Annotated in this window: 10 protein-coding genes; 3 read left to right on the top strand and 7 right to left on the bottom strand. The window is 71.4% G+C overall.

The window, feature by feature from the left end; all coding sequences use genetic code 11:
• The first annotated feature begins 215 nt into the window (after positions 1-215).
• Positions 216-1,004 (top strand): LysM peptidoglycan-binding domain-containing protein, encoded by a 789-nt coding sequence (locus GGQ69_RS08020; RefSeq protein WP_183526849.1) that lies wholly within the window; start codon positions 216-218, stop codon positions 1,002-1,004.
• A gap of 102 nt (positions 1,005-1,106) precedes the next feature.
• The gene (locus GGQ69_RS08025; RefSeq protein ID WP_183526852.1) at positions 1,107-1,655 is read left to right on the top strand and encodes an Rv3235 family protein; all 549 of its coding nucleotides are present in this window, start codon (positions 1,107-1,109) and stop codon (positions 1,653-1,655) included.
• A 40-nt stretch (positions 1,656-1,695) separates the two neighbouring features.
• On the opposite strand, the gene secA is transcribed toward GGQ69_RS08025, so the two are convergent.
• The 7 genes from secA to mtrA all read right to left on the bottom strand — a co-directional run bounded on the left by secA (position 1,696) and on the right by mtrA (position 11,998).
• A complete protein-coding gene (gene secA / locus GGQ69_RS08030; RefSeq protein WP_183526855.1) occupies positions 1,696-4,455 on the bottom strand; it encodes a preprotein translocase subunit SecA in 2,760 nt (919 codons plus the stop codon).
• A 109-nt stretch (positions 4,456-4,564) separates the two neighbouring features.
• Positions 4,565-5,878 (bottom strand): winged helix-turn-helix domain-containing protein, encoded by a 1,314-nt coding sequence (locus tag GGQ69_RS08035; RefSeq protein ID WP_183526858.1) that lies wholly within the window; start codon positions 5,876-5,878, stop codon positions 4,565-4,567.
• A 91-nt stretch (positions 5,879-5,969) separates the two neighbouring features.
• Positions 5,970-6,650, bottom strand: a complete 681-nt coding sequence (gene hpf / locus GGQ69_RS08040; RefSeq protein ID WP_183526861.1) for a ribosome hibernation-promoting factor, HPF/YfiA family — start codon at positions 6,648-6,650, stop codon at positions 5,970-5,972.
• Between the two features lie 163 nt (positions 6,651-6,813).
• Complete coding sequence (locus tag GGQ69_RS08045) at positions 6,814-7,689, bottom strand: ComF family protein (protein ID WP_183526864.1); 876 nt, start codon at positions 7,687-7,689, stop codon at positions 6,814-6,816.
• 109 nt (positions 7,690-7,798) lie between these two features.
• A complete protein-coding gene (locus GGQ69_RS08050) occupies positions 7,799-9,550 on the bottom strand; it encodes an LpqB family beta-propeller domain-containing protein (RefSeq protein WP_183526867.1) in 1,752 nt (583 codons plus the stop codon).
• Entirely contained in the window at positions 9,547-11,319 is a 1,773-nt protein-coding gene (mtrB, locus tag GGQ69_RS08055) for an MtrAB system histidine kinase MtrB (protein ID WP_255459450.1), read from the bottom strand. Before mtrB ends, GGQ69_RS08050 begins: the two co-directional genes overlap by 4 nt.
• Before the next feature lies 1 nt (position 11,320).
• Positions 11,321-11,998, bottom strand: a complete 678-nt coding sequence (mtrA, locus tag GGQ69_RS08060; protein ID WP_010144502.1) for an MtrAB system response regulator MtrA — start codon at positions 11,996-11,998, stop codon at positions 11,321-11,323.
• Positions 11,999-12,232: 234 nt separating this feature from the next.
• Here mtrA and GGQ69_RS08065 point away from each other — a divergent pair, with 234 nt between their 5' ends.
• Complete coding sequence (locus GGQ69_RS08065; RefSeq protein WP_183526870.1) at positions 12,233-13,543, top strand: hypothetical protein; 1,311 nt, start codon at positions 12,233-12,235, stop codon at positions 13,541-13,543.
• Positions 13,544-13,550: the final 7 nt, after the last annotated feature.

Raw genomic sequence — 13,550 nt, forward strand, 5'->3', positions numbered from 1 at the left:
GTTGAGAGTCCGCGGCCCGAGGAGACGAGCCCTCCGAAAAACACCACAAAGCATCAGATGACACCAAATAGTATCAAACATCATCAGAACGAGCCATAGACACTTGAAGAGAACCTATTGACATCACCGGGCGGCCACGGTTGGCTGAGGGCATCGAGAAGGCTCATCGGCCGTCGAACGAGTCGGCGCAGGCCACACCACCGAAGGGAAGCCCCGTGGACGCCCCATCACCGCACCATCGAAGCGCCCCGCGGGGCGACGACGTCGCCCTGACCGTACTGGCCACGGCGACCGGCCCGCTGTTGTGGTGGTTCGGGTCCACCGGACTCTCCGCCGAGGCCGTCTCGGGACTGCATGCGGTCGAGGTCCTGGTGGCCTCGGCCTGCGCGGGGACAGGCGCACTCCTGGCCGCCTGGTGGTTCGTGGCGCTGATCGGCACGGCCCTGACGGCCCTCGGTCAACGGTCGCGCTCGGTCCGGTTGGTCCGGTACGGACAGGCCCTGTCACCGCGGTTCCTGCGCCGGGTGGCCGCCTCCGTCCTGGGCCTCAACCTGCTGGTCGCCCCCGGCTCATGGGCGGCGACCGACGACCCCTTCGGGGTCGGCACAACCCCGGGGCAGCACGTCTCCGTGGCCCGGCAGCAGGCCGCCGTCCTGACCGTACCCGCCCCCCGGCCCGGCTGGATGGCCGCGTCGCGCGAGACACCGTCCGGGACGCCGCCTCCCTCCGCCGACGTCCCGTCGCCGACGTGGCGACCGGCCGCTCCGGCCCCGGCGGTCCCCGGGGCCGGGCAGCAGGGCCGCAGCACGGCGCCCAGGTCGGTCACCGTGCGCGCCGGTGACTGCCTCTGGGACATCGCCGCCGAGGAACTCGGTCCGTACGCCACCGACCTGGAGATCGACCGCAGGTGGCGGCAGTGGTATCAGCTCAATCGGCCGGTCATCGGAGCCGAGGCGGACGTCCTGGCCCCCGGAACGGTCCTCCAGGCGCCCCCGGTGTCCTGAGCCGGCCGGTTTGGCCGCGCGCGGTGGGCACGCCCCGCGTGCGCGCCCTCGATCCCCCACACCTGACCCCCAGCACGGTTCGACCGACCCATCGGAGGAACGATGTCCACCACCCACCTGACCGCGACCCACCGCACCCCCGGTCCGCTGACCGTGTCCACGGTGCCACCGGCCCTGCCGCCCCGGTCCGCCCACGGAGGAGCCCCCGCCGTCGGACGCCCCGGGTCCGGAACCTCACGTCCAGCGTGGTCTCCCGGGCCCCAGACCGCCCCGGCCTCGACGCCTTCGGAACGGGCCCTCGCCGAACGGCGTCGTGAAGAGGAACGGCACATCAGGTCCCTGGCCCGGATCGTCGCCCTGGCCTGCGTCGAGGCCGAGCTCGGTCTCCGGCCGGCGCGCCAGCTCTCGGCATGGCTGGACCTGCCGACCTACGGCAAGATGACCCGACGGGCGGAACTGGCCCGCCGGATCCGGCCTGATCGCGGCGCTGCGGGCGCACCACAGGCCCTGGGATCCCGCTGCTGTCCCGCAGGGGACGGGGTCTACGAGGCCAGCGCCACCATCCAGTTGCCGGATCGCGTCCGGGCCATGGCCCTGCGGATCGAGCGCCACCGCGACCGGTGGAAGGTCACCGCGCTCGAACTCGGCTGAGCATGCTCGTACGCCGGGTCCACCTCGGGTCGGTGCCAGGTCAGCGCCGGCGCTTGCGGCCCTTCTTCGAGGACGCCGCGCCCCGTCCTCCGGCGCCGGCCGTCTCGGCCTCACCGCGCCGGCCATCCGCGTCGGTGGTCCCGGTGCGGCGTACCTCGGTGGTGACCTCGCCGGAGTCGGAGGGAGCAGAGAACCGCAGGGTTGCCGGCTGCTGCGGCGCCTCGAGGCCCTTGACGTTCAGTACCGGGGTCATCGTCGCACCGCGCGCGTCCTTCACGCCGGGCAGGGAGGTCGGGGCCGGCGCCGTCTGCACCTCGAGGTTGAACAGGTAGCCCACGGACTCCTCACGGATGGCCTCCATCATGGACTGGAACATGATGTACCCCTCGCGCTGGTACTCGACCAGGGGGTCACGCTGGGCCATCGAGCGCAACCCGATGCCCTCCTTGAGGTAGTCCATCTCGTACAGGTGGTCCTGCCACTTCCGGCCGATCACGGAGAGCACCACCCGGCGCTCCAGTTCGCGCATGGTCTCCGCGCCGATCGCTTTCTCCCGGTCCTCGTAGGCCAGCTTGGCATCCGAGGTCAGCTCCCGCTTGAGGTCGGCCGCCTTGAGCTTGGTCAGCCCGCCGACCTCCTCGAGGACCTCCTCGATGGTGACCCCCACCGGGTACATCTGCCGCAGGTCGGTCCACAGCTGCTCCAGGTCCCATTCCCCTGCGTGGCCCACGGCGGTGCTCTCGTCCACCATGGTCGAGACCGCGTCCTCGAGGAAGTGCTGGACCTTCTCGTGCAGGTCCTCACCCTCGAGGATCTGCCGCCGGTCGGTGTAGATGGCCTCGCGCTGGCGGTTCATCACGTCGTCGTACTTCAGCACGTTCTTGCGCTGCTCGGTGTTGCGGGACTCCACCTGCTGCTGCGCGTTGGCGATCGCGGAGGAGACCATCTTGGACTCCAGGGCCATGTCGTCCGGCACCGAGGAGGAGTTCATGATCCGGGAGGCGGCGGCAGGGTTGAACAGGCGCATCAGGTCATCGGTCAGGGACAGGTAGAACCTGGACTCGCCGGGGTCGCCCTGCCGTCCGGAGCGCCCGCGCAGCTGGTTGTCGATGCGCCGCGACTCGTGGCGCTCCGTGCCCAGCACGTAGAGCCCACCGAGTGCGAGCACCTCCTCGTGCTCCTTCTGCACGCCCTCCTTGGCGGCCGCGAGGACCTCGTCCCAGAGGCGCTCGTACTCCTCCGCGTTCTCCTCCGGATCCAGCCCGCGCCTCTGCATCTCCGCCACAGCGTTGAACTCGGCGTTGCCACCGAGCATGATGTCCGTTCCGCGCCCGGCCATGTTGGTGGCCACGGTCACCGCCCCCTTGCGGCCGGCCTGGGCGACGATCGCGGCCTCACGGGCGTGGTTCTTGGCGTTGAGCACCTCGTGCCGGATACCCGCCTTGGCAAGCAGCTTGGACAGGTACTCGGACTTCTCCACCGAGGTGGTGCCCACCAGCACGGGCTGGCCGGCCTCGTGGCGCTCGGCGATGTCCTGGACCACCGCGTCGAACTTCGCGACCTCGTTCTTGTAGATCAGGTCCGTCTTGTCCTGGCGCTGGATCGGCCGGTTCGACGGGATCGGCACCACGCCCAGCTTGTAGGTGGACATGAACTCGCCGGCCTCGGTCTCGGCCGTGCCGGTCATGCCGGAGAGCTTCTCGTAGAGCCGGAAGTAGTTCTGCAGGGTGACGGTGGCCAGGGTCTGGTTCTCCGCCTTGATCTGCACACCCTCCTTGGCCTCGATGGCCTGGTGCATGCCCTCGTTGTACCGGCGCCCGGACAGGACACGACCGGTGTGCTCGTCCACGATGTTGACCTCGCCGCCCATGACGACGTAGTCCTTGTCCTTCTTGAACAGTTCCTTGGCCTTGATGGCGTTGTTCAGGTACTGGATCAGCGGGGTGTTCGCGGACTCGTACAGGTTGGTGATCCCCAGCCAGTCCTCGACCTTCTCGATACCGGGCTCGAGCACGCCGACGGTCTTCTTCTTCTCGTCGACCTCGTAGTCCTCGTCCAGGGTCAGCCTCTTCACCAGCTTGGCGAACTCGGTGTACCAGCGGCTGGCGTCCCCCTGGGCCGGGCCGGAGATGATCAGCGGGGTGCGGGCCTCGTCGATGAGGATGGAGTCGACCTCGTCGACGATCGCGAAGTGGTGGCCGCGCTGGACCAGTTCGTCCTTGGACCAGGCCATGTTGTCGCGCAGGTAGTCGAAGCCGAACTCGTTGTTCGTGCCGTAGGTGATGTCCGCGGCGTACTGTGCGCGCCGGGTCGCCGGGTCCTGGTTGGCCACGATGCAGCCGGTCTCCATGCCCAGGAAACGGAACACGCGCCCCATCAGCTCGGACTGGTAGGAGGCCAGGTAGTCGTTGACGGTGATGACATGGACGCCCTTGCCGGTCAGCGCGTTCAGGTAGGCCGGCAGCGTGGCGACGAGGGTCTTGCCCTCACCGGTCTTCATCTCGGCGATGTTGCCCAGGTGCAGGGCTGCCCCACCCATCAGCTGCACGTCGTAGTGCCGCTGGCCCAGGGTCCGGCTGGCGGCCTCCCGCACGGCGGCGAAGGCCTCGGGCAGCAGGGAGTCGAGCGTCTCTCCCGCGGCGAGCCGCTCCCGGAACGTCTCGGTCTCGGCGCGCAGGTCGGCGTCGGTCATCTCACGGAACTCGTCCTCGAGGACGTTGATGGCGTCCGCGAATCCCCTCAGGCGCTTGAGGACCTTCTTGTCCCCGGTCTTGAGGATCCGTTCGATGAAAGATGCCACGTGCCTGGACTCCCTGTTCCCCGGTGTCCCGGGTGCGTCGATATGGGTTGCGCTCTGGGTACCCCGGGTGGTCCGGCGCACCGGTCCGGGATACCAGCACAGTCTACGATCAAAACCCTTGGAGCTTCCTCAACGCCCACGCCACGTCCCGGGTCAGGTCCCCGTCCGCGTCCGGTTCGACGACCACGTCTCCCAGGGCCAGCCACGCGGCAAGCTCGTTCAGTTCGGCGGCCAGCTCCCCGGCCACGTGCCCGACGTCGGCCGTCCGGTCGAGCGCAACGGTCCCGCCCCGGGCACGGCCCGGGGACGCGGCCCCGGATGCGGTCCCGCGGGGCAGCCCGGCGGGGTCCTCCCACCAGGCGCCGCGCACCAGCAGCACCCCTGACAGGCGGTCGGCCTTGAGGTCGACCTGGGCGGCCAGCCGCTCCCCCAGCAGGAACAGCAGGGAGTAGTAACCGCGGGTGCGCCTGGCCGCGGGAGTGTAGATTCCCAGGCGGTACCGGACCCCGAACAGGTCCTGAACCCGCGGACGATGGAACACCAGGGGGTCGAAGGGGTTCACCAGGGCACGGCCGGTGGCCTGCCGGGGCGTGACCGCCGCCACGTGGCGCCAGGCCGGCACGGTCCGCCCGCCGGTGCCCGGCAGGCCGACCGGTTCCAGGACGCCCTCGCGGTGCAGCTCGCGGGCGGCGGCGCGGGCGGCCGTGACATGGATGCGGTAGTAGTCGGCCAGTGAGGCGTCGGTGGCCACGCCCAGGGCCCGCGAGGCGGCCCGGACGAGCTCGACGGCGGCCGCGTGGGCGTCCGGATCCCCGACGTCCGGGGTGAGCCGTGAGGCAGGGAAGAACCGGCGCTCGAACTGCGCGTTCCGTCCTGCACTGGCGATGCGCCCGGAGGCGAAGAGATCCTCGAGGACGCGCTTGACCACGGTCCAGTTCCAGCCCCAGTGCCCCTCGTGCCGACCGTGGTCTCCCAGTCGGTCCTGGACCTGCCGGGCAGTCAGGGGCCGGGAGGTCTCCAGCAGCGCCAGGATCCGGTCGGACAGGTCCTCCCGCAGTGCGGCGTCCAGCTCCGTGGCGGACATCCACGTGCGGCGTTGGACGGCCATGAGCGCGGGCCGCAACCGGGTCGGCACGAGGGAGGCCTCGTGGGCCCAGTACTCGGTCCAGTCACGCGGGGCCCGGTGCCAGACGCGGTCCAGCCCCGCCGTCTCGTACGGTCCGAGCCTGCTGTAGAGGGGCACGTAGTGCGCCCGGGCCAGCACGTTCACGGAGTCGATCTGCACCACGTTCAGCCGGTCCAGCACCGCCCTGATCCGGCGGCCGGTCACCGGCCCCGGGCGGCGCGGGCGGTCCAGCAGCTGAGCGGCCAGGACGGTGCGCCGGGCCTCGGAGGCGCTCAGGGCGGGCGGGGTGGACGTCATGGGCGGTCGGGCCTCGTGGTCGGACTGATCCGGACAGGGGCAGTGCCCGCCCCGGCCGGGGCGGGCACTGCCCTCAGGGGTTCGCGGGGTCTCAGACGGCGGCCGCCCGGTAGCCGATCTCCTCCTCGCGGGGTTCGGCGTCCGGATGCTCCGCGTCCAGGGCGATGACGCCGTACGACCAGCCCTTGCGCCGGTAGATCGCCGAGGGCCGTCCGGACTCCTCGTCGACGAACAGGTAGAAGTCGTGGCCGACCATCTCCATGGCGTCCACGGCGTCGTGGACGGTCATCGGCTGGGCGGGGAAGACCTTCTTGCGGATCGTCACGGGGGCCTCGCCGTTCTTCTCGCCCTGGACGTCCTCCTGCGCTGCCTGCTCCGCCCTGACCTGGTCCACGAGCGACCGCTCCGCATCGATCACGGGCAGGGCCGCCGTCGCGTCGGCGACGGACACTCGCTGGTGCTGCCGGTCCTTCTGCCGGTCGCGGAGCCTCCGCAGGCGCTCCAGGAGCTTGCCGAACGCCAGGTCGAAGGCCGCGAACTTGTCATCGGACTGGGCCTCGGCCCGGATGACCTTGCCCTTGCCCTGCACCGTCAGTTCAACGGTCAGGTTATGGCCCGAATGGCGGTGGTTGGACTGCTTGGTGACCTTGATCTCCAGCCGTTGAGCACGCTGCGCGAGCTGCTCGATCTTGCTGAACTTCTCCTGGGCGTAGTCCCGGAACCGGTCCGGGATCGACACGTTGCGGGCAACGTAGCTGACGTCCATGGTCATGATGTCCTCCTAGGGCCTCGCGGCCATCCGAACAGTGGTGTGGCACCGGGGGCCGGGGTACCGACCGGCCCCTTAATGCACATCGGCGGCGGGAAGAACTCCTCCTTCCTGCCGCCTCTGGCGGTTCCCTCCCGGGTCCCGCACACTCAGCCTAGTCGGTTCTTCACTCGGAGTTAAGTCCCTCAGCGGGCCCGGATCCGGGTGCCGTGACGGCGGCCAGGACCACCGCCGCGGCGGGTCTCACGCCCAGCCCGTCCAGGGCGTGCCAGGCGGCGGCGAGGGTGGAGCCGGTGGTCATCACGTCGTCGAACAGCACCACGGTGCGCCCCTGGACCCGAGGGGCCCGGCCGGTCGCGCGGAACCGCCCGGCGTTGCGGTGGCGGCGCAGGGTGGAGGCCGTCCCGGCATGGCTGGCGGTCCGCCCCGGTCGTCCGCGCGCCCGCGCGCCGGCGCGTCCACGGGCCGGGCGCAGCAGGCCGGGCGCCAGTTCCCAGCCTGCGGGGAGGGGACCGGTCAGCAGCTCGGCCACCGGGTCGTATCCCCGCCGCCGGAAACCGGCCGCGCTCCCCGGGACCGGGACCAGCAGGGCCGGTGCCGTCCACGGTACCCCGGGCCCGCACGGTGCCTGATCACCCAGCAGCGAGGGGACGGCGGTCAGCGCCCGGTGCACCGCCGGGCGCAGGTGCCGGCCGACCGGCGTGCGGCCGTGGTCCTTGAACCCCAGCAACGCCCGCGCCAGGGGGCCGCCGTACCGGCCCGCGGCCACCACCGCCAGCGGAACCGTTCCGGCGTCGGGATCCACGGACACCAGCGGCAACGCGGCGGCGTCCCGTTCGGCCCGGAACGGGTGCAGTACCGAGCCGGCCAGCTGCTCGGAGCACACGGGGCAGACGGCACCGTCCCGGACACCGCACACGGTGCACTCCACCGGCAGCAGCAGTCCGGCCAGTTCCCTCGCGGCGTACCCGACCGTCCGGACGGCCGGCGTCCGGACCAGCCGGTCCAGTCCGTGAGCGAGGGAACGGGACCACGGGTTCATGGCGCCATCCTGCCGCCCCCGTCCGCCCAGCAGGCAGGCGCGGACGCCGGTGGTGGACGACGCCCCGCCGACCGGGCACGTGTGGAGTGAGGCGGACCGCCCCGGAGGATCAGCCCGGGAAGGCCAGGTCCTCGGCCACTCCCGCCTGGGACCGCCACGTGGACCCCGCGAGGGCGTGGACGGCCTCTGCGGTCTCGGCGTAGATCGGGTTGTCCGCCGGCCCGGTCGAGAGGCCGGTCATGCCGAGCAGGGGCTTGAGGGTCCGCAGGGACCCGTCGAAACCGACCACCTGTGCCTCCACCGGCTCGTTGGGACTGGTGGAGGCCACCACGAGTTCCTGGTCGGAGAGCCAGGTGACCTCGGTGATCGGGACGGTCGGCTCGAGCCGCACCGGGGCACCCAGTCTGCGCGGCACGCCCTCGGAGTCGCGGATGACCCCGGCGAGGTAGAGGTGGTTGGATCCCCCCTCACCCGCCACGATGGCCGCACGCGTGCCGTCCCGCGAGATCCTCAGCGCCGAGACCTCCCGGTCTCCGATCCACTCAGCGCTGATCTCCCGCGTGGCCTCGTCCCCGGCGCCCCCCGTGCCGGCGTCGATGGCCATCACGCGGGTGCCCTGGGCGTGGTCGACGGTCCAGACCCAGCCGGAGAGGTCGAAGCTGGGCCGGGTGAGGTCGCTCCCCTGCAGGACCAGTCGTTGGGAGCCGTCCGTGTCCGCGGTGCGCATCTGGTCGCGGTCGGGGTTGAGGAACGCGAACCGGGTGCCGTCCAGGCTCATGGCCGGCAGTGCGGGCGGCTCGCCGGCGTCGGTCCGGAGGCCACCGACCGGGACGGCGGCATCACCCTCGTAGTAGACCAGCTGCCCGTCGGCCACGGCCACCTGGGTGGACCCCACGCTGGGGTTGACGCGCGCGGTGACGAAACCGTCCGGGGTCGGACCGAGGTCGATGGGGTCGAGGTCGACGGACAGCTCCACGGTGGAGACGTTGTTGAGACCGCCGAGGGTGAGCTCGAGCTGCTGCTGCATCCGGTGACGGGTCAGTGCGTCGGTGCCCTCGAAGGTCTGCTGGGTGAAGTCGACCTTGGCCGCACCGCCGCTGATCGGCACGGAGGGGCGGGCGAGCTCGGACCCGGACTGGAACGCGGTGCGCACCGCTCCCTCCAGGTACGGTGCCGGCCCGTCGAGCAGGGCGTCGACGATGTCCGCGGCGGTGCCGGGACGGTTCAGGAACCAGCGCACGTCCGGCACGGCGTACTGGTACGACTGGTCGTAGAAGTAGAGCTCGTGCGAGCCGAACAGGGCCCGGAACTGGGTGGTCTCCAGCACGACGCCGGCCGGCGCCCGGGTGATCCGCCACTGTCCGTCCTCCTCGGTCACCTCGAACTCCGCCGCCTCGGTGGTGTTCGCGGGCATGCGGCTCATGATGCCCCGATCGTCCACCACCGACTCGACCTCCATCTGCACGGTGAACACGTTGTCCGTGGCCGAGGGGACGAGCGTCGGTTCGGAGGTGTAGACCAGCGTCCGGGCATTCGGCTGCCACGCGGCGGCCGCGTCCTCGGTGAGGAACTCGCGGGCCGTGGCGTAGTCGTCCTGGACCCCGGTGCCGGCGGTGAGGAAACCGCGGATGATCTCCTCCGGGCTGTCCCCGTCGGACGGCCCCGCGGGAGTGAAGGTGTAGTTGACCTGGTTGTCGTTCCCGGCCAGGGGCTCCGAGGTGCCCACGGGACCGCCCTGCGGCAACCGGGCGCAGCCACTGAGGACGAGCAGCCCGGCCACGACCAGGACCAGCCACCGCCACCGCACCGGGTGGCCGGGGTTCCGGGGCGCCACCCGCCGGGTCATCCGCGTCACGTTCACCGCACCTCCTCGGTCGGCGTCTCGGGCGGGCGCCGGACCAGTGCCTGTTCGTGGACACGGTCCGGCAGGACCAGGCCGGCCGTGCCCGCCGGTTCCGTGCTCTCGATGTCCGTGGGCCGGCGCCGCTGGTCCTCGGTGTACACCGGCGGCAACTGCAGGGGCGAGCCCTCGCCCACCGCATCACCGCTGCGCCGCGGGATGGTCAGCCGGAAGGCGGATCCCTCGCCCGGTTCTCCCCAGGCGTCGAGCCGGCCGTGGTGCAGCCGGGTGTCCTCGGTGGCGATGGACAGGCCCAGCCCGGATCCGCCGGTGGTCCGGGCCCGGGCCGGGTCCGCCCGCCAGAACCGGTCGAAGACGCGCGAGGCCTGTTCGGCGGACATCCCGATGCCGTGGTCCCGCACGATGATGGCCACCGAGTCCTCGTCCGATCCGAGGATGACGTCCACCGGTCGTCCCTCCCCGTGCTCGATCGCGTTGTTGATGAGGTTCCGCACGATCCGCTCGATGCGCCGGGGGTCCACCTCGGCGGTCACGTCGGTGCCGCTGGGCACCAGGAACACCTCGGTGTCCGCCTTGCTGGCCAGCGGCTGGGCCGTCAGGACCACGTCCGCGGCGAGGTGCAGCAGGTCGGTCCTCTCCGCGGCCACGGTGGCGGCCCCGGCGTCGAAGCGGGTGATCTCCAGCAGGTCCGCCAGCAGCGCCTGGAAGCGCTCCACCTGGTGGTAGAGCAGTTCCGTGGAGCGCCGGTTGACGGGGTCGAAGTCCTCGCGCGAGTCGTACAGGACCTCGGCGGCCATGCGCACCGTGGTCAGCGGGGTGCGCAGCTCGTGCGAGACGTCCGAGACGAAGCGCTGCTGGATCTGGGACAGTTCCGCCAGCTGCGTGATCTGGTCCTGGATGTTGTCCGCCATCCGGTTGAAGGACGTCCCCAGCCGCGCCATCTCGTCCTCGCCGTGGACCGGCATGCGGACGCTGAGGTCCCCGGAGGACAGCGACTCGGCGGTCAGTGCCGCCTGGCTCACGGGGCGCACCACGGACCGGGTGACGTAGACCGCGATCAGCGAGTTCATCATCACCAGCATCGCGCCGGCCACGACCAGCACGCGCATCAGGTAGTCCAGGGTCTGCTGCACGCTGGAGAGGTCGTAGACCATGTACAGGGCATAGACGTTCCCAGGGGGAAGGGTCACCCGGGTGCCGAACGCCAGGCCGGGATTGGTGCCGCCACCGGAGTCCGGCAACGAGATCGACTGCCAGTACGTCCCCGTCCCGTCCTGGACGGCCTGGGCGAGCGCCTCCGGGATGACGCCGGCGTCCAGGTTGTTCGTGGTCCGGGTCCCCACGTACAGGTTCTGCGACTGCTCGATCGGGATCAGCAGCAGGTCCCGGCCCACCGTGGCGCCGGTCTGTCCGGCGAGGGAGTTCAGGGTGTCCTCGACCAGCTGGACGGTGTCGTCCGGGTCCGAGGAGACGCTGTTGCCGAAGATCGAGCGCGCCGTGCTCAGGCCGCGATTCGACTCCGCCTCCACCTGGTCGAAACGGGACTGGAACAGGCCCGAGGTGATCTGCTGGGTCAGGAACAGCGCCAGCACGGCGGCCGAGACCATGGTCAGCACCGCGGTGATGACCACCGTGCGCAGCTGCAGCGAGGCGGCCCACCGGCGGTGGACGGCGCGCCGGACCGTGCCGGCCGCGTCGCGGGCCCGAGACCCGAGGCCAGAACTGTCTGCTTCCGCCTGCTCAGGGACGGACGCCGGGCCCTCGGTCAACTCAGGCCTGGCCTGCCTTGTACCCCACGCCGCGGACGGTCAGGACGACCTGGGGGTTCTCCGGGTCCTTCTCCACCTTGGAGCGCAACCGCTGGACGTGCACGTTCACCAGGCGGGTGTCCGCCTGGTGCCGGTAGCCCCAGACCTCTTCCAGCAGCATCTCGCGGGTGAAGACCTGCCAGGGCTTGCGGGCCAGCGCGACCAGCAGGTCGAACTCCAGCGGGGTCAGCGGGATCGAGGAGTCCCCGCGGGTCACCTGGTGGCCCGCCACGTCGATGCTCAGGTCCGCGATCTTCAGCGTCTCCGGCGCGCGCTGCTCGCCCTCGCGCAACCGCGCCCGGACCCGGGCCACGAGCTCGGCGGGCTTGAAGGGCTTGGGCACGTAGTCGTCCGCACCGGCCTCGAGGCCGCGCACCACGTCCGAGGTGTCGGACTTGGCGGTGAGCATCACGATGGGGGTGTCCGACTCGCCGCGGATCGCCTTGCACACCTCGATCCCGTCCATGCCGGGCAGCATCAGGTCCAGCAGGACCAGGTCCGGCCGGGTGGAGCGGAACATGTCCAGCGCCTGGGCGCCGTCCGCACAGAAGGTCGGCTCGAACCCGTCATTGCGCAGCACGATGCCGATCATCTCCGACAGCGCCTCGTCGTCGTCGACCACCAGGATTCTGGCCTTCACCGGATACTTCCTCCCCTGCCTCACGTCCTCACCCGGACGGGCCGCTCTGCGCGACCGCCGGAGCCTCACGGTGGCCCACAGGACCGGCCCGGTCGGCCATCTGTCCCACCCTATCCGACCAGTGGGTCGACGGCCGATATAGTCGGTGCTGACCGGGGCGTGCCGTGGTTCTCCGCGTTGCCCCGCCGGCCGTGCCAGGGCACGGCCCAGGACCATTCACGAGGGGACCTTCCGGTGGACCACCAGCACCAGCCACGCGACGACGACCACCGGGGCCGGCCCGGCCCGTACGGCCCGGACCAGCCGTCCGGCTGGGGTGCTCCGGCGCCGGGCCCCGGGTACGACCCCTACGGACGGCCCCAACCGCCCGCCCACGATCCCTACGGCCGGCCCGTGGACCACTCCCCCTACGGCTACCCCCAGCAGTCGGGCTACGGCGTCCCGTCCCGCCGGCCCGGGACCATCCCGCTGATCCCGCTGGCCCTGGGCGACATCCTCGGCGGCGCCTTCTCCACGATCCGGCGCAACGCCGCGGCCGTCCTCGGGACCGCCCTAATCGTGGCGCTGCTCGAGATCATCCTGTCCGCCCTGGCCGCCATGTCCTTCCTCGACGCCGCGTTCGAGCTGGTCATGCTGGAGGAGTCCGGTCAGGACCCGTTCGCGGGCGATCCCCTCGCGAGTCCGTACCTCGGCCAGCTCCTCGGTTCCCTGGGCGTCCTCCTGCTCGCCGCCCTGGTGACCCTGTTCACGGGGATCATCGCGCAGGGCGTGCTGTCGGTCGTCGTCCTGCGCGCCGCCGCCGGACTGAGGACCTCCCTGGGCCAGGCGTGGCGCCTGACCGGCCGGCAGGCCTGGTCGCTGGCGGGGCTGGGCGGGTTGTACCTGCTGGCCGGTGCCGTGACCATGGTCGTCTTCCTGGGACTCCTCTTCGTCCTCGTGGCCGGCGCCGCCGCCGGGGACACGACGACGACCGCCGTGATGGGCATCCTGCTGGTCGTCCTCTCGCTCGGGCTGGCGGTCGTCTGGGTGTGGCTCTACGTCAAGGTCCTGCTGGCACCGGCGGCCGTCGCGGTGGAGCAGCACGCGCCGTTCCGCGCCGTCGGCCGCTCCTGGTCCCTGACCCGCGGGCACTGGTGGCGGACCTTCGGCATCGTGCTGCTGGTGTCGGTCATCGTCGGCGTCATCTCCTCCGTGATCACCACGCCGCTGTCCCTGATCGGCGGCCTGGGCGATCCCTTCCTGGAGCCCGGCTCCGTCCAGCAGGCCCTTGAGTCCGCCCGGGTCTGGATGCTGGTGACCCTCGTCGTCACCGCGCTGGTCAACGCCGTCACCCGCGCGTTCCTCTCCTGCGTCACCGCCCTGCTGTACGTGGACTACCGGATCCGGCACGAGAGCTTCGACCTGGACCTGGCCGCGGCGGCCGACCGGGCCGGCGCGGCCGACGATGAGCGGTTCAGCACCGTGCGCGACGTCCAGGCGGCGGCCGGCACCGAGGACCTGGTCCCCGGCCGCCACCGTCCGACCGGGACCCCCGGGCCGGCCTGATCCCGCT

It is taken from the genome of Micrococcus sp. TA1 (assembly GCF_014199555.1).
GTDB lineage: Bacteria > Actinomycetota > Actinomycetes > Actinomycetales > Micrococcaceae > Citricoccus.

What these genes read in the sequence shown, in the direction of transcription:
- GGQ69_RS08045 (WP_183526864.1), bottom strand. Translation starts at nt 7,689, where the DNA reads ATGAACCCGTGGTCCCGTTCCCTCGCTCACGGACTGGACCGGCTGGTC.
- GGQ69_RS08025 (WP_183526852.1), top strand. Translation starts at nt 1,107, where the DNA reads ATGTCCACCACCCACCTGACCGCGACCCACCGCACCCCCGGTCCGCTG.
- GGQ69_RS08035 (WP_183526858.1), bottom strand. Translation starts at nt 5,878, where the DNA reads ATGACGTCCACCCCGCCCGCCCTGAGCGCCTCCGAGGCCCGGCGCACC.
- hpf (WP_183526861.1), bottom strand. Translation starts at nt 6,650, where the DNA reads ATGACCATGGACGTCAGCTACGTTGCCCGCAACGTGTCGATCCCGGAC.